Annotated in this window: 22 protein-coding genes and 1 pseudogene; 11 read left to right on the top strand and 12 right to left on the bottom strand. The window is 70.7% G+C overall.

Annotated features, from left to right (window positions below; all coding sequences use genetic code 11):
* Positions 1 to 122 precede the first annotated feature (122 nt).
* Positions 123 to 584 (bottom strand): MarR family winged helix-turn-helix transcriptional regulator, encoded by a 462-nt coding sequence (locus tag OHA11_RS42725; protein ID WP_266506229.1) that lies wholly within the window; start codon positions 582 to 584, stop codon positions 123 to 125.
* 80 nt (positions 585 to 664) lie between these two features.
* Between OHA11_RS42725 and OHA11_RS42720 the strand changes: the two are divergent.
* A pseudogene (locus OHA11_RS42720) lies at positions 665 to 1,288 on the top strand (type I glyceraldehyde-3-phosphate dehydrogenase); the annotation flags it as partial.
* 37 nt (positions 1,289 to 1,325) lie between these two features.
* Here OHA11_RS42720 and OHA11_RS42715 read toward each other — a convergent pair.
* The gene (locus OHA11_RS42715; protein WP_266506228.1) at positions 1,326 to 2,003 is read right to left on the bottom strand and encodes a uracil-DNA glycosylase; all 678 of its coding nucleotides are present in this window, start codon (positions 2,001 to 2,003) and stop codon (positions 1,326 to 1,328) included.
* 241 nt (positions 2,004 to 2,244) lie between these two features.
* On the opposite strand from OHA11_RS42715, the gene OHA11_RS42710 reads away from it, so the two are divergent.
* A complete protein-coding gene (locus tag OHA11_RS42710; RefSeq protein ID WP_266507820.1) occupies positions 2,245 to 3,336 on the top strand; it encodes an N-acetylglucosamine kinase in 1,092 nt (363 codons plus the stop codon).
* A 101-nt stretch (positions 3,337 to 3,437) separates the two neighbouring features.
* The gene (locus OHA11_RS42705) at positions 3,438 to 4,361 is read left to right on the top strand and encodes a sirohydrochlorin chelatase (RefSeq protein WP_266506226.1); all 924 of its coding nucleotides are present in this window, start codon (positions 3,438 to 3,440) and stop codon (positions 4,359 to 4,361) included.
* Between the two features lie 155 nt (positions 4,362 to 4,516).
* Here the strand turns inward: OHA11_RS42705 and OHA11_RS42700 are convergent, their stop codons facing one another.
* Complete coding sequence (locus tag OHA11_RS42700) at positions 4,517 to 5,560, bottom strand: lactonase family protein (RefSeq protein ID WP_266506224.1); 1,044 nt, start codon at positions 5,558 to 5,560, stop codon at positions 4,517 to 4,519.
* Between the two features lie 53 nt (positions 5,561 to 5,613).
* Positions 5,614 to 7,287: an FUSC family protein gene (locus tag OHA11_RS42695; RefSeq protein ID WP_266507818.1), complete on the bottom strand. Its 1,674-nt coding sequence runs from the start codon at positions 7,285 to 7,287 to the stop codon at positions 5,614 to 5,616.
* Between the two features lie 389 nt (positions 7,288 to 7,676).
* On the opposite strand from OHA11_RS42695, the gene OHA11_RS42690 reads away from it, so the two are divergent.
* The 4 genes from OHA11_RS42690 (at position 7,677) to OHA11_RS42675 (ending at position 9,769) form a co-directional block, all read left to right on the top strand.
* On the top strand, positions 7,677 to 8,072 hold the full coding sequence (locus OHA11_RS42690; RefSeq protein ID WP_266506221.1) for a luciferase family protein: 396 nt from the start codon (positions 7,677 to 7,679) through the stop codon (positions 8,070 to 8,072).
* Positions 8,073 to 8,106: 34 nt separating this feature from the next.
* Positions 8,107 to 8,313, top strand: a complete 207-nt coding sequence (locus OHA11_RS42685; RefSeq protein ID WP_266506219.1) for a three-helix bundle dimerization domain-containing protein — start codon at positions 8,107 to 8,109, stop codon at positions 8,311 to 8,313.
* Positions 8,314 to 8,539: 226 nt separating this feature from the next.
* On the top strand, positions 8,540 to 9,037 hold the full coding sequence (locus OHA11_RS42680) for an Lrp/AsnC family transcriptional regulator (protein WP_266506217.1): 498 nt from the start codon (positions 8,540 to 8,542) through the stop codon (positions 9,035 to 9,037).
* A gap of 33 nt (positions 9,038 to 9,070) precedes the next feature.
* Positions 9,071 to 9,769, top strand: coding sequence for an HAD family phosphatase (locus OHA11_RS42675; protein ID WP_266506215.1), 699 nt, complete (start codon positions 9,071 to 9,073; stop codon positions 9,767 to 9,769).
* Between the two features lie 140 nt (positions 9,770 to 9,909).
* Here OHA11_RS42675 and OHA11_RS42670 read toward each other — a convergent pair whose 3' ends face one another.
* The 6 genes from OHA11_RS42670 to paaA all read right to left on the bottom strand — a co-directional run bounded on the left by OHA11_RS42670 (position 9,910) and on the right by paaA (position 15,384).
* The gene (locus OHA11_RS42670; RefSeq protein ID WP_266506213.1) at positions 9,910 to 11,274 is read right to left on the bottom strand and encodes an FAD-dependent oxidoreductase; all 1,365 of its coding nucleotides are present in this window, start codon (positions 11,272 to 11,274) and stop codon (positions 9,910 to 9,912) included.
* 284 nt (positions 11,275 to 11,558) lie between these two features.
* Positions 11,559 to 12,734, bottom strand: coding sequence for a 1,2-phenylacetyl-CoA epoxidase subunit PaaE (gene paaE, locus OHA11_RS42665; RefSeq protein ID WP_266506212.1), 1,176 nt, complete (start codon positions 12,732 to 12,734; stop codon positions 11,559 to 11,561).
* The gene (gene paaD / locus OHA11_RS42660; RefSeq protein WP_266506210.1) at positions 12,734 to 13,249 is read right to left on the bottom strand and encodes a 1,2-phenylacetyl-CoA epoxidase subunit PaaD; all 516 of its coding nucleotides are present in this window, start codon (positions 13,247 to 13,249) and stop codon (positions 12,734 to 12,736) included. Before paaD ends, paaE begins: the two co-directional genes overlap by 1 nt.
* Complete coding sequence (gene paaC / locus OHA11_RS42655) at positions 13,243 to 14,070, bottom strand: 1,2-phenylacetyl-CoA epoxidase subunit PaaC (RefSeq protein ID WP_266506208.1); 828 nt, start codon at positions 14,068 to 14,070, stop codon at positions 13,243 to 13,245. Before paaC ends, paaD begins: the two co-directional genes overlap by 7 nt.
* Before the next feature lie 10 nt (positions 14,071 to 14,080).
* A complete protein-coding gene (gene paaB / locus OHA11_RS42650; protein WP_266506205.1) occupies positions 14,081 to 14,413 on the bottom strand; it encodes a 1,2-phenylacetyl-CoA epoxidase subunit PaaB in 333 nt (110 codons plus the stop codon).
* Positions 14,410 to 15,384: a 1,2-phenylacetyl-CoA epoxidase subunit PaaA gene (gene paaA / locus OHA11_RS42645; protein WP_266506202.1), complete on the bottom strand. Its 975-nt coding sequence runs from the start codon at positions 15,382 to 15,384 to the stop codon at positions 14,410 to 14,412. Before paaA ends, paaB begins: the two co-directional genes overlap by 4 nt.
* Before the next feature lie 206 nt (positions 15,385 to 15,590).
* On the opposite strand from paaA, the gene OHA11_RS42640 reads away from it, so the two are divergent.
* The 3 genes from OHA11_RS42640 (at position 15,591) to OHA11_RS42630 (ending at position 18,810) form a co-directional block, all read left to right on the top strand.
* The gene (locus OHA11_RS42640) at positions 15,591 to 16,262 is read left to right on the top strand and encodes a class I SAM-dependent methyltransferase (RefSeq protein ID WP_266506199.1); all 672 of its coding nucleotides are present in this window, start codon (positions 15,591 to 15,593) and stop codon (positions 16,260 to 16,262) included.
* A 230-nt stretch (positions 16,263 to 16,492) separates the two neighbouring features.
* Positions 16,493 to 18,175: an ATP-binding SpoIIE family protein phosphatase gene (locus OHA11_RS42635; RefSeq protein WP_266506196.1), complete on the top strand. Its 1,683-nt coding sequence runs from the start codon at positions 16,493 to 16,495 to the stop codon at positions 18,173 to 18,175.
* 71 nt (positions 18,176 to 18,246) lie between these two features.
* Positions 18,247 to 18,810: a CGNR zinc finger domain-containing protein gene (locus OHA11_RS42630; protein ID WP_266506195.1), complete on the top strand. Its 564-nt coding sequence runs from the start codon at positions 18,247 to 18,249 to the stop codon at positions 18,808 to 18,810.
* 43 nt (positions 18,811 to 18,853) lie between these two features.
* Here the strand turns inward: OHA11_RS42630 and OHA11_RS42625 are convergent, their stop codons facing one another.
* Positions 18,854 to 19,474, bottom strand: a complete 621-nt coding sequence (locus tag OHA11_RS42625; protein WP_266506194.1) for a TetR/AcrR family transcriptional regulator — start codon at positions 19,472 to 19,474, stop codon at positions 18,854 to 18,856.
* 147 nt (positions 19,475 to 19,621) lie between these two features.
* Positions 19,622 to 20,251 (bottom strand): GPP34 family phosphoprotein, encoded by a 630-nt coding sequence (locus OHA11_RS42620; protein ID WP_266506191.1) that lies wholly within the window; start codon positions 20,249 to 20,251, stop codon positions 19,622 to 19,624.
* 184 nt (positions 20,252 to 20,435) lie between these two features.
* Here OHA11_RS42620 and OHA11_RS42615 point away from each other — a divergent pair, with 184 nt between their 5' ends.
* Positions 20,436 to 20,873 carry a Fur family transcriptional regulator gene (locus tag OHA11_RS42615; RefSeq protein ID WP_266506189.1) on the top strand — a complete coding sequence of 146 codons (438 nt, stop codon included), beginning with the start codon at positions 20,436 to 20,438 and terminating at the stop codon, positions 20,871 to 20,873.
* The last annotated feature ends 26 nt before the right edge of the window (positions 20,874 to 20,899 follow it).

Raw genomic sequence — 20,899 nt, 5'->3', positions numbered from 1 at the left:
CGCCCTCCCCCGCCCCAACACCCGCCGCTGTCACCGCACGTACGCCCCCTGGGGGTGATGGCCACCGCGGCCGTTGCCTCCGCCCGGCGGCGAGCGGCGGGCTCGGGAGGCGTGGACACGCCCTACCGTTCGGCTTCGGCCCCGAGTTCCACAAGGCGGGACAGGGCGGGGAGGGCCGCGGCGATCGCCTGTCGCTCCGCAGGTGTCAGTTGGGTGATCAGCGGAAGCAGGTGACGGCCCCGGTCGTCGTGTCGGGACTGGCAGATCTTCCGACCGCTCTCGGTGATGTGGACGAGCACGGCGCGTCCGTCCGTCGGGTCGGGGCGGCGTTCCACGAGTCCGTCGCGCTCGAGCCGGGTGACCAGCTGAGTGAGTCCCGGCTGGCTGATCTGTTCGGTACCGGCGAGTGCGGTCAGCCGCTTCGGACCGCTGAAGGCCAGTGTGTCCAGCACGGACAGTGTCGTGAACGACAGCTTCTGCACCGTGGGAAGCCGGATGTAGTAGCGGTTGAAGTTCTCGATTGCCCTGGTGAAGTCGCCAACGTCCAAGTCGCCCTGTTCGCTGCCGCGCCGAGTAGAAGTCACCCTGGAAATATATCGCAGATTTATGTAAGCTTCTTATCGATCTTTTGGCCCGCGCCCGGCGTGGGCGTGCGGTTCGCATGGACATCACGATCGTGCTGGGTGTCAACGAGGACGCGTACGCCCCGGAGCGCCACACGATCATCTCCAATGCCTCCTGCACCACCAACTGCCTGGCTGTGCTGGCCAAGGTGCTGCACGAAGCCGTGGGCATCGAGGCGGGCATGATGACCACCGTTCACGCCTACACCCAGGACCAGAACCTCCAGGACGCCCCCCACAAGGACCTGCGCCGCGCGCGTGCCGCGGGCCTCAATATCGTGCCGACCTCCAGCGGAGCCGCCAAGGCCATCGGCCTGGTGCTGCCAGAACTGGCCGGCCGCCTGGACGCGTTCGCCCTGCGGGTGCCCGTACCCACCGGCTCCGTCACCGACCTGACGATCACTCCGAGCCGGAGCACCACGGTGCAGGAGGTGAAGGAGGCATACGCGGCGGCCGCGGCCGGACCGTACAAGGGTCTGCTGTCGTACACCGAGGCGCCGCTCGTCAGCAGCGACATCGTCAACGACCCGGCCTCCTGCGTCTTCGACGCCGAACTCACCCGCGTGACCGAAGGCCAGGTCAAGGTCGTCGGCTGGTACGACAACGAGTGGGGTTACTCGAACCGTCTCATCGACCTCGCCCTGATGATCGGCGCGTCGCTCTGACGCGCCGACCCGTTGGCCTGGCTCGTCCAGACCGGGCCTACGGCAGGCGCCAGTCGACCGGCTGGGCGCCCTGCTTGACGAGCAGTTCGTTGGCCCTGCTGAACGGACGCGAACCGAAGAAGCCGCGGTCCGCCGACATCGGAGACGGGTGCGACGACTCGATCGCGGGAAAATCCCCGAGGAGCGGGCGCAGATTGCGAGCATCGCGGCCCCACAGGATGGACACCAGCGGCGTACCGCGGGCCACCAGCGCCCGGATCGCCTGCTCGGTGACCTCTTCCCACCCCTTGCCGCGGTGCGCGGCCGGCTTGCGCGGGGCCGTCGTCAACGCCCTGTTGAGCAGCAGGACGCCCTGCTGCGTCCACGGCGTCAGATCACCGTTCGACGGCCTGGGCAGTCCCAGGTCCGTATGCAGTTCCCGGTAGATGTTCTCCAGACTGCCCGGCAGCGAACGCACCTCGGGCGCCACCGCGAAGCTCAAACCGATGGCCATCCCCGGTGTGGGATAGGGATCCTGACCGACGATCAGGACACGAACGTCATCGAGGGGCTGCTGGAAGGCCCGCAGGACATTCGCGCCGGACGGAAGGTAGGTCCGGCCGGCCGCTATCTCGGCCCGGAGGAAGTCCCCCATCGCGGCGATACGTTCGGCCGCAGGTTCAAGAGCCTTCGCCCAGCCTGCTTCAACAAGTTCATGCAAGGGTCGTGGTGCCACAGCGGATCACCCTACTGGCACACAACTGGTCCCCGTACAAACACAGAATCACCTCACACGCGGACGCCTCCGTCGGCGCTACTCTTCCTCCTCATCGAGAGTCACCGAGCCGGTCGGCAGATCGCACAGCCGGTCAGCGCACGGCGGGTCGTCGCACAGCGGGTCGTCGCACAGCCGGTCGTCGCACAGCCGGTCGTCGCACAGCCGGTCACCGGGAAGGAAGGGGAGCCCGTTGCATCCAGTGTCGGAGGCGTCGGGCGTCCTGGGTGTGGATTCCGGGGGGTCGGGGCTGCGTGTCGTGCTGGCCGTCGACGGCGGCCGGGTCACGGCTCCGCTGGCCTCGCGGGAGCCGGTGCGCACCGGTCCGCGCGGCATCGACGCCGGGCATCTCCTCGAACAACTGGTGCCGATGGCCCGGAGGTTGACGGCAGAGACCGCGGTCGACAGGCTCCGGGCGGTCGCGATCGGCGCCGCCGGACTCACCACTCTGGGTGACTCGCTGCGCGCCGAGCTGCCGTCGGCACTGGCCCGCGAGCTCGGTGTACGCAGGCTCGCCCTGGTCGCCGACGCCGTCACGGCGTACACGGGCGCGCTGGGGCAGCGGGTGGGCGCGGTCGTCGCGGCCGGCACCGGGATGATCGCGGTCGGTACGGACCTGAAGTGCTGGCGCAGAGCGGACGGCTGGGGTCATCTGCTCGGCGACTGCGGCAGCGGCGCCTGGATCGGGCGGGCCGGACTTGAGGCCGCGTTGCGCGCCGACGATGGGCGGCCCGGCGGCTCGGCCGCGCTCCTGACACGCGCCGAGGCGGTGTTCGGCTCGACCTCGACGTGGCCTGGACAGCTCTACCCGCGCCCGGACCGGCCCGCCGTGCTGGCGTCCTTCGCGCCCGAGGTGGCCGCCTGCGCCGACGACGACCCGGTGGCGGCGGACATCCTGGCCGCCGCGGCCCGGCACATCGCCGACTCGGCCACCGCGGTGTGCCCGGAGGAAGCGCCCGGAGAGGTCCAGGTCGCCCTCACCGGTGGGCTGTTCAAGATCGGCGCCCCCCTCCTCGTACCGTTGCGGGCCGCGTTGACGGAGCGGCTGCCGTACGCCCGGCAGGTTCCGGCCGCGGGCGATCCTCTCGACGGTGCCGTACGCATCGCCGTCGACGTGGCCGACGACCGGCTGACCCTGCCGCGCGACGACAGCATGCTGTACGTCGTGACAGACGCCCCAGGTTCCACTTCCGCCCCGGGTTCCACTTCCGCGGACACCCGCTCGACGGATCCCTCGACGGACCACTCGACCCGATCCGCAGACAACCAGCGAGATCAAGCAGATAAGCAGTGAGATCAATCCGTACGTAACTCATCAGACAAAACCGGACGGATACCGCTCACCTGCACCCTCCCCGAACAGGGGAGCCCAGGAAACCAGTAACATTCGGCGCCATGAGCTCCCCCACTGGGCCCGCGTCCGGCCTGCCAGTACGAATGCCGCGACCCCGCCAGCCCGGCCGGCACCGCCGACCGGAACCGTTGGCGGCTCCCGAGGGCGCGCCCGCGCTCGTCCTCGCGGTGCCGGGCACGCCCAGCGCCGCCACCCGCAGCCTCGCCGAGGAGGTCGTGAGCATCGCGCGCTCCGAGCTGCCCGGCCTCGACGGCCGGATCGGGTACCTCGACGGGGACGACTCGGAGTTCCCCACGCTCCAGTCCGTACTCGCGCACGCCGCCGAGGAGCGTGTCGCGCGCTTCGAGCAGGCCCGCGCGGCCGGTGTGGACGCGGTGGAGCCCGACGGCCCGGTCGCCGTCGTCGTACCGCTGCTCGCCGGACCTGACGGCGCGCTGCTGCGCCGGGTCCGCCAGGCCGTCATGGACAGCCGTGTGGCGGCCGAGCTGACCGATGTGCTCGGCCCGCACCCGCTGCTCGCCGAGGCGCTGCACGTGCGCCTGTCCGAGGCGGGTCTGGCGCGCGCCGACCGCGCCCGGCTGTTCACCGTGGCGACGGCCGCGGACGGCATCATCCTGGCGTCCGTGGGCGGCGACGAGGCCGTACAGGCGGCCGGGATCACCGGCATGCTGCTCGCCGCGAGACTCGCCGTGCCCGTGATGGCGGCGGCGCTCGACGAGGACGGCGCGATCGCGGCCACCGCCGAGCAGCTGCGCACCTCGGGCTCTCAGCAGCTGGCACTCGCTCCGTACCTGATCGGCCCCGAGCTCGACGCGGGTCTGCTCGACGCCGCGGCGAAGGAGGCGGGCTGCTCCGCCGCCGAGGCGCTCGGCCCGTACCCGGCGATCGGCAAGCTGGCGCTCGCGAAGTACACGTCGGCGCTGGGCATCGCGCCGCCGCAGCAGCAGGGCGCGCCGGTCCGCTGACGCGGACGGCAGTCGCACACGCACGACCCCCGAAGGGCCCGCTCCGCTGTCCGGAGCCGGGCCCTTCGGGGTTGGCGGGCTTTTCGGGATTGGCCGGGCCCGTTCGGGGTTTCGGGGTTTCGGCGTTCTCCCCCAGGCCTCATGCCCCAGGCGTCCTAGTCGAGCACCACGCAGGACGCCGCGGGTGCCTTGACCGAACCGCCCCGCCGCGGCACGCCCGTGTCCGGGTCCACCTCGAACCATGTGACGTTTCCCGAGCGCTCGTTCGCCACGTACAGGAAGCGCCCGGTCGGGTCGAGGGCGAGCGCGCGTGGCCAGGTGCCCCCGCACGGCACCGTGGCGACCAGCCGGAGCCCTTCCGCGGGCCCGCCGGGCGTGAGCACCGAGAGGACGTCCTGGCCGCGCGTGGCGGTCCATACGAAGCGGCCGTCGGGCGACACGACGATGCCGGACGGATAGGCGTCACCGTCGGGGAGGTCCGGCAGCACGGACGTCTCCCCGACGGGCCGGAGCGCCCCCTCGGCGGCGTCCCAGTGGCACGCAGTGACGGTCGGCGTGAGCTCGTTGAGGACGTACGCGCGCCGGCCGTCCGGGTGGAACGCCAGGTGGCGGGGCCCCGAGCCGGGCCGCAGCGCGATCTCGCGGTGCAAGGCGAGCGTCCCGTTCCGCAGCGCGCACACCCGTACCGAGTCGGTTCCGAGGTCGACGCTCACGGCCCACCGGCGGCTCGGGTCGGGCTGCACGTGGTGGGCATGCGGGCCCTGCTGGCGCTGCCCGTGCGGACCCGATCCCTGGTGCCGCAGCACACCGGAGGCGGTGGCGAGGCTCCCGTCGTGGCGGATCGGCACGGCGCTGACGCTGCCGGAGCCGTAGTTGGCCGTCAGGACGTGCCCGTCGAAGAGGCTCAGATGGGTGGGTCCGCTGCCGCCGACCGGCACCAACGGGCCCACCAGGGACGGCTCGTCGCCCTTCAGCCGGTACGCGGCGATCGCGCCGTCGGCCGTCTCGCTCACCGCGTAGAGCATGTCCCCGGCGGGCGACAGAGCGAGATACGAGGGGTCGGCGACGCTGTTCACGGCACTCAGCAGCGTCAGGGCGCCGCTCTCGTCGTCCACGGCCGCGGTGAGGACACCGAGGCCCCCTGCCGCCGTGAAGGAGCCGATGTAGGCCCGTCGTCGCCGTCCGTCGCCGTCTGCCACTGCGGTCCCCTCTCGGTGCCACGCCGTTCGGGGCGACGGTAGCAGGCAAAGGCCTAGACCATAGAGGAACCCTCGGCCCGCAGCCGTGCCGCCCCGACACCAGCGCCCACACCAGCGTCCACACCGGCACCGGCACCGGCGGTCGCCGCGCGTGTCGAGCCGACAAGTGGGGAACGGGAGCGCGGGGCGTTGCGCAGGGGCGCGTCCAGTTGAGCGAGCAGTCTCTCCAGGCCGTGTACATGCGTCAGGGCCAGGGCCGGAGACGGCGCCTGCTCGGCGACATGCGGCACGGTGCTCGGAGCCGGTGTCGTCCCGGTCCCGGTCCCGGTGCCGGTGGCGGTGGCGGTGGCAGTGGCGGTGGCAGTGGCGGTGGCGCGTGCGCGCCCCGGCGAGATCAGCGCCTCGACCGCCGCCTCGACGCGTCGGCAGGCTGCCGCGAGGCGGGCGTCGTGGCCGGCATCCGGGTCCGCGGCCACGGCCACCAGTCCGCGCACTTCGTGGGCGCATTCGTCGAGCAACGCGAGCACATGATGAGCGCGGGCCCTGCGGGCATGGAACGGGCTGAGCGGATGGACCAGCGGCGCGAGGGAGAGCCGTACCCGCCCGAGCAACGACTCCAGTTCGACCGCGTGCGGAGCCGGGTCGGCGGACGGGGCCCCGGCCAGGCGTGCCCCGGCCTCGGCGGTGCACGCGTGCACACAGCGCAGCGCACGCCGGATCCAGGCATCGTTCGTGGCGTGAGTGGTGACAGGCAGCACGAACATCGCGGCCAGCGCCGCACACACCGCCCCAACGCCCGTCTCCGCGAGCCGCAGCACGAGCAGGCTCGCGTCCAGTACGCCCAGCAGGCCGTAGAGCAACCCCGCCATCAGCGTCACCGCGAACATCATCCAGCTGTACGAGACCGCGGCCGTGTAGAAGATCGCGAAGACGCAGACGGCGACCAGGGCGGCGGTCGAAACCGGCGCTCCGTGCAACGGGATGGCGATCAGTACGCCGACGACGACACCGACGACGGTGCCGAGCACGCGGCGGAAGCCCCGTACCAGGGTTTCGCCGCGCGAGACGGTGTTGGCGAAGATCCACCAGGCGGTGCCGACGGCCCAGTACCAGCGGTCCTCGGAGAGCGCCTGTCCGACGGCGAGGGCGAAGGCGCATGCGGCCGTGGCCTGGAAGGCCTGGCGTGTGGTGGGCCGGGTCAGGCCCCGCCCGGGCAGCGGTGCCGGCGCGACGGCCGGCGGAGTCCGACGCTCGATCGGCCAGAGCAGGAAGCGCACACCGCCGGCGGCGATCAGGGCCAGGCCCACGGCGGCGTACAGCTCCGGCAGTTGTGCGGGGACGGCGTGCAGGAACTGCGTGATGAAGAAGTTCATGAACGCGAAGATCCCGAGCGCGTGGCCACGCGGGCCCCACCGGCGGGCGTAGACACCGCAGAAGACCACGAGAACGAACGCCGCGTCTCGGGCGAGCGGGACGGCGTGCAGGGTGGTGGCGAGGGCCAGGACAGGGAAGCCCACCACGGGCAGCAGGGCGGTGGTCACCGCTTGGGGGCGCACGGTGGCGTCCAGGACGGTGAAGAGGGCCAGCAGGGCCGCCAGTCCGCCGGTGATCGAAGCGGTCAGCGAAAGTCCGGCCAGTTCCGACACCGCGACGGCGAGACCCACGCCGATGACGGCGCGGGTCGAGTTCTTCAGGCGCACCCGCCCCGGGTCCGAAGCCACGAACATCCTCTTCACGGCGATGTGCCGCCCCCCTTGGTGTACTGCGTGTGGTGTACTGCGCGCCGGCCCGCGGCCGTCCGGGAGTCGTGGACGGCGGACGACGGACGGCGGACGGGCATGGCGAAGGCGCCGCGCTCCGGATCCGGCCTCGTCGCCGTCCGGCACCGCGCGGCGCCGTAAGTACATGGATACGCCACAGGAAAGCACCTGAAGCGCAATGGCACAACAGGCCTCCGGATGACTGAACCATTGGCACAGTCAGGGAGGAGGAGGACCGGCCACGACGGGACCAACGGGTCGGCACACCGACATGCTGCCGCCCGGCAACCCGAGCAGCCTGGTTACGGATGTCCCAATCTGTGGTTACCGGGCAGTGAGCGCGTCATGATGGATTCATGACGTTGGCCGTGCGAGCCATGACGCAATTGGCGGGTTGGCCGGACCTGGTGGAGGTCCGGCCCAGCTGTGGCACGGGACGGGCGCTGCGCTCGGCCCAGAGCGAGATCGTCCACTTCCATTCGGACCAGGACGTCGACCTGCACCTGACGGCCCGGGCCATGCAGCGGTTCGAGGGCCACCTCAAGGACGCGACCGCGATCCGGATGGTGCCCGGCTCCCGTTGGGTGACGATCCGCCTCGAAGTCAACACGGACATCGAGCTGATGCTGACCCTGGCGAGCCTCGCCCTCCAAGCGCACCAGACATGGCCGGTGGCCGACGACATGCCTTCGGCGGGCTGCAATGACCATCGCGGTACGGCACTTCCGCGTGAGCATCTCAGCGGCGGCTGAGAAGTACTTCTTCCAGTTCCAGGCAGGTGACGTTGTGGCTATCGACGCACACGAAGAAGACGCCATCCGGGGAGTCACGAAGCGCCTCACCAGCGCCTACGACAAGACACGCACCACTGCCGAGATCGAGGCGGCCGTAGCCGCGGCACACGCGTCCTTCAGCGACCGGCCCGTACGCGATTTCGTACCCGTGCTGGTCGAACGCAAGGCGCGGGCCATTCTGCGGACACCCCACGACTGACCCACGGCACTGTGGGCGGACCGACCCACGGCACTGTGGGCATCGGCGCGACCTCGCGAAGGGGCTCGGCGGGGCGAAGGTGTGCTGTGCAGTGTCCTCGCCTTCATGCACCATGCACCATGCCATGATCCATGCGATGGGCCATGCGCCCTCCGGGCTCGTGATCGACTGGGCCATTGGTACAGTCGGGAACGATCAGCCAAGACCGCAGGGAGCCCCACCGAGCATGGCCGTGGACGAACTCGACACCCGCATCCTGCGGCTGCTGCTGGAGCAGCCGCGCACCAGCGTCCGCGAGTACGCGCGCATCCTCGGCGTCGCCCGCGGCACCCTGCAGGCGCGGCTCGACCGGCTGGAGCGGGACGGCGTGATCACCGGCACCGGTCCCTCGCTGTCCCCCGCCGCGCTCGGCCACCCGGTGCTCGCGTTCGTGCACATCGAGGTCACACAGGGGCATCTCGACGACGTGGGGGACGCGTTGGCGGCCGTGCCGGAGATCATCGAGGCGTTCTCGATCACCGGTGGCGGAGATCTGCTGACGCGGGTCGTCGCGCGGGACAACGGACATCTTGAGGACGTGATCCAGGCGCTGATCAGCCTGCCGGGCGTCGTCCGCACCCGGACCGAGGTGGTGCTGCGCGAGCGGGTGCCGCGGCGGATGCTGCCGTTGGTGGAGTCGATCGGGCGTACCGCCCGGGGTGATCACTCACGTCCTCAGGGGTGATCAATCGCAACCCGGACCCGGCATCCTGGACCCATGAGCAACCTCGGCGACATTTCGGTCATCTTCGATCTCGACGGAACACTCGTGGACAGCGAGCCGAACTACTACGAGGCGGGACGGCAGACGCTCGCCGGACAGGGCGTCACGGGCTTCACCTGGACCGACCACGAGCGGTACGTCGGCATCAGCACGCAGGAGACGATCGCGCTCTGGAAGGAGCGGTACGCCCTGGACGCCCCGCTCGACGTACTCCTCGCGGACAAGAACCGGCGCTATCTGGAGCTGGCCCGCACGTCCACGCGGGTCTACCCGGAGATGCGGAAGTTCGTGGAGCTGCTGGCCGAGGACGGCGTCCCGATGGCCGTGGCCTCCGGGTCGTCGCGCGAAGCGATCGAGGCGATCCTGGCGGGCACGGGGCTGTCCGCGTATCTGCGGACCGTCGTCTCGGCGGACGAGGTCGCCTCCGGCAAACCCGCTCCCGATATCTTCGCGGAGGCGGCGCGTCGGCTCGGGGCGGCGCCGGCGGACTGTGTGGTGCTGGAGGACGCCGTGCCGGGGGCCGCCGCGGCGCGCGCGGCCGGGATGCGGTGCATCGCGATCCCGTACGTCGCGGCGCAGGCCGACGATCCGGAGTTCGCCACGGTGGGGCTGCTTCTGCGGGGCGGACAGGCCGAGTTCACGGCTCGGGCCGCGTACGAGTGGCTCCGCCTGGGGGCTGGTCGGTCCGCCTGACGGGCCGGGTCGCGCCTCGCGGGGGCCGACCGTGTGTGGTCGGGTGACTGCGGGTACGTCGTGGCTGGGCGAGCAGTTCCCCGTGCCGCTGGAGGACGCTCCGCCCCTGTAGGGCGCTCCCCGCAGCGCCCTCGGCAGCGTTACGCGCCGCTCGCCCTGAGCATGTCCTCGCGCTCGACGAGCTTCACGCGCTCGCGGCCCTCGGGCTCGCCCAGTGCCTTCTCCGCGGCGTCCAGGCGGTACCAGCCGTCCCACGTGGTGAAGCGGACGTTCCGCTCGGCGAGGAACGCGTCCACGACCTCCGGACCCGGCGAAACAGGCGTGTGCAAACGGCCGTTGGCATGGTCGTCGAGCAGGCTGGCGACCGTCTCGTTGGCGTCGCCCTTGGTGTGGCCGATCAGGCCGACGGGCCCGCGCCGGATCCAGCCGGTGACGTACGTCGACTGCAGGTGCTCGCCGGTCTCCTCGATCACCCGGCCGGCCTTGTCCGGGACCGTGCCCGACTCGACGTCCCAGGGCAGCTTGGGCAGCTTGTCGGACAGGTAGCCCACCGCGCGGTAGACCGCGCCGAGGTCCCAGTCCTTGAACTCGCCGGTGCCCTTGACGTTGCCGGTGCCGTCGAGGGCGGTGCGCTCGGTGCGCAGGCCGACGACCTTGCCGTCCTCGCCGAGGATCTCGGTCGGCGACTCGAAGAAGTGCAGGAACAGCTTGTGCGGCCGGTCGCCGACATCGCGGATGGCCCAGTTCTCCAGGGTCTTGGCGACCATGTCGGCCTGCTTGTTGCCCCGCCGGGTCGCGATCGAGCCGTCGTCGTAGTCGATGTCCTCGGGGTCGACGATGACCTCGATGTTCGGGGAGTGGTCCAGCTCCCGCAGCTCCATCGGGCTGAACTTCGCCTGCGCCGGGCCGCGGCGGCCGAAGACGTGCACCTCAAGGGCCTTGTTGGCCTTGAGACCCTCGTACACGTTCGCCGGGATCTCGGTCGGCAGCAGTTCGTCGGCGGTCTTGGCGAGAACGCGCGCCACGTCGAGGGCGACGTTGCCGACACCGAGGACGGCGAGCTTCTCCGCCTCCAGCGGCCAGGTCCGCGGGACGTCCGGGTGCCCGTCGTACCAGGAGACGAAGTCCGCCGCACCGTACGAGCCGTCGAGGTCGATGCCGGGTATGTCGAGGGCCCGGTCGGCCGTCGCGCCCGTGGAGAAGATCACCGCGTCGTAGAAGGCGCGCAGGTCGTCCAGGTTGATGTCGCCCGGGTAGTCGACGTTGCCGAAGAGGCGGATCTGCGGCTTGTCGAGCACCTGGTGCAGGGCGTTGATGATGCCCTTGATACGCGGGTGGTCGGGGGCGACGCCGTAACGGATCAGGCCGAACGGCGCCGGCATCCGCTCGAAGAGGTCGATGGACACACCGGGCTCGACGGCCACTGCGGACTTCAACAGCGCGTCGGCGGCGTAGATCCCGGCGGGGCCGGCTCCGACAATGGCTACCCGCAGGGGGCGAGGCATGATCAGGTTCCCTTCGAGCGATGATCGATCAGAAGTACTCACCCGGAGCCTAAACTAAGGCATGCCTAAGTCAGTAGTCGGGCCCGGTCTATGACCCCATAAGGCCGCTTTATGGGGTCAGCGCGCATGAAGGGGCAGGGATCGACTCCCCTGCCGGGTCCGGCGGCTTCCGTGCCTGGTCAAGCGACTTGCCTGCCGGACTGAACCGGCGCGGAAGCTGACTGAACCTGCACGGGAGCTGACTGAGCCGGCACGGGGATCGGCTGAACGGGCACCCTGCCGGTTCAGCTGTCGTAGTCGACCGTCAGCTTCTCGGAGACCGGATACGACTGGCACGTGAGGACGTACCCCGCGTCCACCTCATCCGCTTCGAGAGCGAAGTTGCGGCGCATGTCCGCTTTGCCGTCGGTGACCAGGGCCCGGCAGGTGCCGCAGACACCGCCCTTGCAGGCGAAGGGCAGGTCGGGGCGGGTCTGCTGGGCGCCGTCGAGGATGCTCCGGTCCCGGGCGAGGGCGGCGGTGGTGGAGCGGCCGTCGAGGGTGACGGTGACCTGGCTGACGGCCCCCTCGGTGGCGGCCTCCGCGTGGTGCACTTCCCGTACGGGCTCGTCGTCGGCGTAGAACAGCTCCTGGTGGACGCGGTCGCCGGGCACGCCGAGGCCGGCCAGGACCGCCTGGGCGTCACGGACCATGCCGTGCGGGCCGCACAGCCACCAGTGGTCGGCCCCTTTCACGTCGACCAGGGCGTCGACGAGCGCCGAGAGTCGCTCGGCGTCGAGGCGGCCGGAGAGCACCTCGGCTTCCCGGGGCTCGCGCGACAGCACATGGGCGAGCTGGAAACGGGCGGGGTACAGGTCCTTCAGGTCCGCCAGCTCGTCGGCGAACATCACGGTGCCGGTGCGCCGGTTGCCGTAGAAGAGCGTGACGGTGGAGCGGATGTCCGCGGCCAGGACGGACTCGGCGATGGACACCATGGGCGTGATGCCGGAGCCCGCCGCGATCAGCACGTGATGGCCGGGTGTGGTGAGGTCGGGTGTGAAGAAGCCTGTCGGGGCCATCACCTCGACGGTGTCGCCGGGACGCACGTCCTCCACGAGCCATGCCGAGAACAGGCCGCCCGGCACCACCCGCACCCCGATGCGCGGCACGGAACCGGCCGGAGAGCAGATCGAGTACGAGCGCCGCTCGTCCCGTCCGTCGATCTCGCGCCGCAGCGTGAGCGACTGGCCGGGCGCGAAGGCGAACTCCTCGGCCAGTTCCTCCGGGATCTCGAAGCTGACGGCCGCCGCGTCCTCACACAGCGGCTGTACGGAGGCGACGCGCAGGGCGTGGAAGACCGGACGCCGGGTGCGGACACGCGGGAGCACCGCCGGGCCGGGCGCGTCCCCCGAAGCGGGAGCGGCGGTCGGCGCCGCCGCGTCCTTCAGGCCTCCCACCGGCTCTTCCCTCAGGCCTTCCATCAGATCTCCTTGACGTACTCGAACGGCTCGCGGCAGGCGAGGCAGCGCCACAGCGCCTTGCAGGACGTGGCGGCGAAGCGGGAGGTCTCCTCGGTGTCCGCCGAACCGCAGCGCGGGCACGCCACCGTGCGCCGGGTGGGCGACAGCACGAGCGGAACGGGACCGGCGGCGTGGCGGGGTGCGGCTCCAGGCGGCGCGATCCCGTGCTCGGCGAGCTTGCGACGCCCCTCCGGGGTGATCCAGTCGCTCGTCCACGGCGGGTCGAGGACCGTACGGATCTCCACACGCGTGTACCCCGCGCCGCGCAGCCGTGCCGCCACGTCCGCGCGCATCTCGGCCATCGCCGGGCACCCCGAATAGGTCGGCGTCAGGCTCGCCACCACGGTCCCGTCGCCGATCACCTCGACGGCACGCAGGACCCCGAGGTCGTCGAGGGTCAGCATGGGCAGCTCGGGATCCGGCACCTGCTCGGCGATGTGCCGGGCGTGCCGCGCATCCGTCATTACGGTCACCATGTCGCCCCCGGATGTGCGCGGGCCACGCTCTGCAACTCGGCCAGCAGCGGCGCGAGATGCTCGGTGTGCTCCCCGGAGCGGCCGACGCCGGGCAGCGGCCGGTACACCGGCATGGGCAGCCCGGCCGCCTCGGTGACCTGCCGCAGCACGGCGACCACCTCGTCCCGCACGTCGTACGCCGTGAACAACTCGCCCAGATACGGGGCGACCTGCTCCATCGCCGTACGCGTCCGGCGGTGCGACTCCTCCGTACCGTCGCCGAGACGCACCACCCACTCGGCCGCGTACTGCCGGTGGTACGTCAGCTCCTTGACGCCCTTGGCCGCGATGGCGGCGAGGACGGGGTCGGCGTGCGACACGAGCTTCCCGAAGTGGGCGAGGCGCCAGCTGGACAGGACCAGCAGCCGCACGATCGAGAACGCGAAGTCGCCGCCCGGTAGTTCGGCCAGGCGCACGTTCCTGAAGTCCTCCGTGTCCCGGAAGTAGGCGTACGCGTCCTCGTCGCGCCCGGTGCCGTCGACCTGCCCGGCGCGTGCGTACAGCAGGCGGGCCTGGCCTAGGAGGTCGAGGCCGATGTTGGCCAGCGCGACCTCCTCCTCCAGCTCCGGGGCGCGGGTGGTCCACTCGGCGAGCCGCTGCGCGGAGACCAGGGCGTCGTCGGCGAGTGCCACGCAGTCGGCGGCCAGCCGGCCTGCGTCGACACCCTCGGGCACGGCGGTGTCCACGCCGTGCAGGGGGTCCTCGAAGCCGGTGCCGTACGCCCAGCGGGCGTCGTCCTCGTGTCCCTCGGCGAGGGTCATGTAGACGTGGTCGTCACTCATGCCCTGCTCCTCAGATGTGCGGGACGTCGTCGGGGATGTCGTAGAAGGTCGGGTGGCGGTAGACCTTGTCGGCGCTCGGGGCGAAGAACGGGTCCTTCTCGTCGCGCGTGGACGCCGCGATGTGCTCCGAGCGCACCACCCAGATGGAGACACCCTCGTTGCGCCGGGTGTACAGGTCGCGGGCATGGGTGAGCGCCATGGCGTCGTCGGCCGCGTGCAGCGAGCCGACATGGACGTGGTTCAGCCCGCGCTTGCCGCGTACGAACACCTCGTACAGCGGCCAGTCGCCCTTGCCGGTGCCCTGAGCGGAGCCCGGGGTGGAGCCCTGGGTGATGTCGCTCATGCCGTCGCTCCTTCGCGCGCGCGTGCCGCCTGCTTGGCCGCGTGGGCCGTGGCCGCCTCCCGCACCCAGGCGCCGTCCTCATGGGCGCTGCGGCGCCGCTCCACCCGCTCGGCGTTGCACGGCCCGCCGCCGGAGATCACCCGCTTCAGCTCCGCCCAGTCGGGGGTGCCGAAGTCGTTGCTGCCGCGCTCCTCGTTCCAGCGCAGCTCCGGGTCCGGCAGCGTGACGCCGAGCTTCTCGGCCTGCGGGACGGTCATGTCGACGAACCGCCGGCGCAGCTCGTCGTTGCTGTGCCGCTTGATCTTCCAGGCCATCGACGCCGCCGAGTTGGGCGAGTCGCCGTCGGGCGGGCCGAACATCATGAGCGACGGCCACCACCAGCGGTCCACCGAGTCCTGGACCATGGCCCGCTGTGCCTCGGTGCCGCGCATCATCGTCAGCAACAGCTCGTAGCCCTGCCGCTGGTGGAACGACTCCTCCTTGCAGATCCGCACCATCGCGCGCGCGTAGGGCCCGTACGAACTCCTGCACAGCGGAACCTGGTTGCAGATCGCCGCGCCGTCCACGAACCAGCCGATGACGCCGACGTCGGCGAAGGTCGGTGTGGGGTAGTTGAAGATCGACGAGTACTTCTGGCGCCCCTCGATGAGGCGCTCGGTCAGGTCCGCGCGGTCGGCGCCGAGGGTCTCCGCCGCCGAGTACAGGTACAGCCCGTGGCCGGCCTCGTCCTGGACCTTGGCGAACAGGATGGCCTTGCGGCGCAGCGAGGGCGCGCGCGTGATCCACTCGCCCTCCGGCTGCATACCGATGATCTCCGAGTGCGCGTGCTGCGCGATCTGCCGCACCAGCGTCTTACGGTAGCCGTCCGGCATCCAGTCGCGCGGCTCGATCCGCTGGTCCCGCGCGATCGTCGCGTCGAACTGCTCCTGCAACACCTGGAGGGGTGCCTCGGCGGACTGTGTCGTGGTCATCGATACCAGCTTCCCAACCGACCATTCGTTCGGTATCAGTGTGACGTGTTTCCGTCGACCGGGCAAGACCCGGGGACGATCAGGACACGATCAGGAGCGACGCGACTCCGGGAGCCGTGCACGGCCCTGGGTTCACTCACCGCCACCTATCACCCGATTGTGGAATAATCCGTCATGAGCTACGAAAGGTTACTTTCGTGATCAAGATGAGCAATGGGATGGACTACGAGAGTATTCGGTTTGACCGCAGCGGTCAGGCCGAAGCCTTTGACGCCATCGGCGACCGCTACGACGAGGCTTTCCCTCACAAGGAGGGCCAGCTTTCCGCCGGTGCGTGGCTGATCGAATCGCTGCCTACGGGTTCCCGTGTGCTGGATCTCGGCTGCGGCACCGGGGTGCCGACCACGCGCCAGATGACGGACGCCGGTTTCGAGGTGGTGGGCGTCGACCTGTCGCGCGAAATGGTGCGGCTCGCCCGGGAGTACGTCCCCGCGGCGACGTTCCATCAACTGGACCTCGCCGACCTGCGTCCCGGCGGCCCGCACGACCTGGGCCGCTTCGACGCCGTCACGGCCTTCTTCTCCTTGCTGATGCTGCCCCGCGCGGAGATTCCCCTCGCTCTGCTGACGGTCCGCAATCTGCTGGTTCCCGGCGGCCTGTTCGCCCTCTCGATGGTGGAGGCCGACGTGGACGACTTCGCGATCCCGTTCCTCGGAAACACGATCCGGGTCTCCGGCTATCTACGGGAGGACCTGCACAAGGTCATCGAGACCGCGGGTTTCGAGATCGTCAAGGAGGCCTCCTACACCTACGCCCCGGCAGTCGCCGACGTCCCGCCCGAGGAACAGGTCTTCCTCTGCTGCCGACGGCTCGACTGAACAGGCACGACCCCCACCGCGGCCCCACCGACGGGACAGAACGCGTGACGGAGCACCCCACCCCTCAGGGCCCGCGGGTCCCCCGGACCCCTCGTCCGCCACCCCCGCACGTCCGCCGTGCCGAGGGCAGGGCCTCCCAGGACCCGACGCCGGACAGGGGCAGAGACGGGGGCGAGGACGGGGACGGGGGCGGAGAAGGCACACAGACCGACCGACTTCAGTACCTCGACGTGGCGACCCGCCGGATCGCTCGCGGAATGGACCTGGACGAGACGCTCCGGGAACTGCGCCGGGCCGCCGTTCCCGCGTTCGCGGACGCGATCATCGTCCATCTCCACGATCCGCTCCCCGTCGGGGACGAGACGTCGACCGCGCCCGTCGTCCTGCAGCTGCACAGCGTCAGCAGGAAGCCGTCGACTCCGAACGCGGAACGGTCCCGGTCGCCTCTCCTGAAGACCCACCCCCTGCACGCGGACGTCGCCGAGCGCGTGCGGCCGGCCGCCACCGGCCGACTCGCGAACCTGCTGCTGGCCGGACGGCCCGTCTTCGGCGACGCGCCGGGGATCGCACCCGCGGTGGCCGAGTTGCTCGGACCCCTGGCGAGCGTGCCGGAGGCGATTCCGCCGGGCCGCAGGCTGATCCTCGCCCCACTGCACGGCCGCCACCACGTCATGGGCACAGTCGTTCTGCTGCGCCGCCCCGACCGGTCCGCCTTCACCGGTGACGACCTGCTCGTCGCCTCACAGCTCGCGACGCACACCGCCATCGGCGTACAGAAGGCGGTGATGTACGGCCACGAGGCCTCCGTGGCGGACACGTTGCAGCACACCATGCTCCCGTCGTCGCTGCCCGAGCCCACCGGGGTCCGGCTGGCCAGTCGCTATCTGCCCGCCTCGAAGACCGCCCAGGTCGGGGGCGACTGGTACGACGCGATCCCGCTGCCCGGCAACCGCGTCGCCCTGATCGTCGGCGATGTCATGGGCCATTCCATGACCTCCGCCGCGATCATGGGCCAGCTGCGCACCATCGTGCAGACCCTCGCCGGGCTCGACCTGCCTCCGGACGAGGTCCTGCACCACCTCGACGAGCAGGCCCAGCGCCTCGGCAGCGACCACATCGCGACCTGCCTCTACGCCATCTACGACCCGATCTCGCACCGGCTGCTCATGGCGAACGCCGGCCACCCGCCCGCGGTGCTCCTGCACCCCGACGGCCGTGGCGAGGTGCTTCGCGTACCGCCGGCCGCTCCCATCGGGGTCGGCGGCGTCGACTTCGAATCCGTGGAGATGCACGCGCCCGCCGGAGCGACCCTTCTGCTGTACACCGACGGCCTCGTCGAGTCCCGCGACACGGATGTGGGGACAGGCGTCGAGGCCCTGCGTACCAGCCTCCGCGCCACGGCGAACGGACTCACCGCCTCTTCGCTGGAACGACTCTGCGACCACATCCTGGGGGCCTTGGTCCCGGGCCCCCGCGACGACGACATCGCGCTGCTCACCGCCCGGTTCGAAGGCTTCCCTCCGGACAGCGTCGGATACTGGCACCTGGACCCCCACCCGCTGACCGCCGGACGGGCCCGCCGTCTGACCCGCAGGACACTGCGCCGCTGGGACCTGGAACCCCTGCTCGACTCGACGGAACTCATGGTCAGCGAGGTCGTGACCAACGCCGTACGTTTCGCCACACGGCCCATCTCGCTACGGCTGCTGCGCACCGACGTCCTGCGCTGCGAGGTGACCGACGACTCGCCCCAGGTGCCCAGGATGCGGCAGGCCCAGCCGGGCGACGAGGGCGGCCGCGGTCTCTTCCTCGTCAATCAATTCGCGCGACGCTGGGGAGCCACAAGGCTGAGTACGGGCAAGGTCGTCTGGTTCGAGCAACAGATCCCGGGGAATCAGCCGCCCTCCCGATGACGCGCTGTCACCGGCCCGACCGACCCGTGGCGGCCCTTGCCCGCTTCGGCGTCACTCGTCAGGATGGTGACGTGCATCTGGATCACGCCTTCTTCTGCGGGAACCCCGCTCTCGACTTCGCGGCCACGCTCCGCGCCCGCCGCTCGCTCCGGTTCGAGATGTTCGTGTCGCCGGCCCGGCTGGACGCCTGGTACGTCGAGTCCGGAGCCGTCGACGCCGTCTCGCCCAGCGGGGCGGCCGACGTCGAGCAGGCGATCGTCGTACGGGAGGCCATCCACGATCTGGTCACCGCCCGGCGTCTCGGCGAGGCCTACGGCGAAGAGGCGCTCGCCGCGGTGAACGGCGCGGCCCGCAAGCCCCCCGCGACACCTCAGCTCACAGCAGCGGGGCGATGGACGAGCGCGACGCCCGAAGAGGCGCTGGCCACCGTGGCACGCCAAGCCGTCGAAGTCCTCAGCGGACCGGACGTTCCCCTGCTGAAGGAGTGCGGCAATCCCGAATGCACCCGCGTCTACATCGACCGGTCGCGAGGGATGCGCCGGCAGTGGTGCGGCATGGAGTCGTGCGGGAACAGGGTCAAGGCCGCGTCCTACCGCGCCCGCAAGAAGCAGGCGCAGGCAACCGCCTCCCACTGACGCACGGACATGGGCACGGGCACGGGCGGCCGCGACAGCGGGCCTACGCGGTCGCCGGAACCTCCTCGGGCACACGGGCTCCGAGGATGGCGAGGCAGTTCCGCCACAGGACGTCGAGGCGCCGAGGGTCGTTGTAGAGCTTGGCGAAAAGCACCTGCCCTTCGAGTTGGGCGACGACGGACCGGGCGGCCTCGCGGGAGTCGCCGACGGCGACCTCGCCCCGCCGCGCGGCCTCGACGACGACCTCCTCGACCATGTCGATCTGCGCGTCGAAGATTCCTTGCAGCCGCTCGCGAATCGCTTCGGTCTGGTTGCTCAGCTCCAGGGTCAGGTTCCCGAACAGGCATCCCGTGACGGTGCCGCAGCTCCGCTGTCCGGCGCGCTGGCCGTCCTCGGTCTCCGCGAACAGCTGCCGCAACCGCTGGAGCGGTTCGGCGTCGCCGCGCAGGATGCGGGTCCAGTCGTCGCGCTGGGTCGCCCAGTGCTCGTCGAGAACGGCCAGGGCGAGCGCTTCCTTGGTCTCGAAGAAGTAGTAGAAGCTGCCCTTCGGCACGCCCGCGACCTTGCAGATCTCCGCGGTGCCCAGGGCGGAGTAGCCCCGCTGTCCGATGAGCGACTGCGCGGCAGTGAGGATCTTCTCCCTGGCATTGCTGGTGCGTCCCATGACGCCCAATATACGACCGATCGACTATGACGCCCTTACGGGAACGTCACGTGCCGGGCGCGGGCCGCAACCATCCGGGCGCCCGTGCCGCGTACCCGCGCCGACCGCAAGGCGCGCCTCTCGCACGGGATCGCGTCAGAAACCGCGTCAGAAACCGCGCCAGATGTTGTCGAAGGCGGCGTCTTCGATGGCTCGGCGCTGCCGCACGGCTTCCAGTTCCATCACCGCGTCGTTGACCGCGGCCAGCACCGTCGCCACCGCGTCGTCGGCGATGTCCGGGGCGTCAGGCGCGTCCTTGCTGTCCTCGTCGAGAGGCTCGCCGTACGCCCCGGTGGCCGTCGCGAGGGCGACCAGAACGGGCTCGCGAGCGGCCCAGCGGTCGACGGCCCCGCGGCGGGCGAGGGAGTCCACGAGCGCCACGTCACCCGCCTGGAAGGAGATCAGACGGCGGCGGCGCTGCCGGGTGAGCTGGCCTTCGGTCTCGAAGACGGCCAGATACGCCGAGGACAGGTCGCGCCCCCGGCGCCACAGCCAGTCCTCCACAGACTCGTACGGCTCCTGGCGAATGAGCGCCGACGCGGCCTCACGCAGAAGGGGGTCGTCCGGGGAGGGCTCGTCGCCCGGCACGATGCGATCGCCGTCCAGCTCGACGGCTCGGACGCCGAGGAGGTCGACCACCTCGGCCCCCGCGAGCGCCAGAGACAGACTGCCGCGGTCCACGGAGCGACCGGGTTCCGCATCCATGACGACGATCAACAGGTCCCGCGGTGTGGTCATGATCCGCTTCCCCTCAGAGGTATGAGCAAGGGTACGTCGCCAAGGTCGTGATGATGATCGCAGGCGATTTCGTCACCAGTCAAGGCGGTGACGGCAACGGTGACGGCCCGCCTGACACGGCTCATCAAACTTGGAACCATCGCTTTCTTGAACTGTTCGTGTTTATGGCGCTAGGTTTAGCGCCATGAGCGATCCCCGTACTCCGACCACCGCCGAGGAACTGCGCGGTGTCGGCCTGCGGGTGACGGCTGCCCGCGTCGCACTGCTCGAGACCGTCCGGCACGGTGACCACCTCGGAGTCGAGGCCATCGCCTCAGGGGTGCGCGACCGGGTGGGCCACATCTCTCTCCAAGCCGTGTACGAGGCACTCCACGCACTCACGGCGGCGGGACTCATACGCCGCCTCGAACCACCCGGCAGCCCGGCCCGGTTCGAGGGGCGCGTCGGAGACAACCACCACCACCTCGTGTGCCGGTCGTGCGGCGTCGTCGTCGACGTCGACTGCGCGGTCGGCCACGCTCCGTGCCTGACCGCAGCCGACGATCGCGGCTTCGCGATCGACGAGGCCGAGGTCATCTACTGGGGCCTGTGCCCCGACTGTTCCACCAGCCGCAGTTTTTGAGCACCGTGATCCACCCAGTTCGGAAG

Origin of the sequence: Streptomyces sp. NBC_00878 (assembly GCF_026341515.1) — a bacterium.
Lineage (GTDB): Bacteria > Actinomycetota > Actinomycetes > Streptomycetales > Streptomycetaceae > Streptomyces.
The sequence above is the reverse complement of the archived record's forward strand: the minus strand, read 5'-3'. Positions and strand labels throughout refer to the sequence as shown.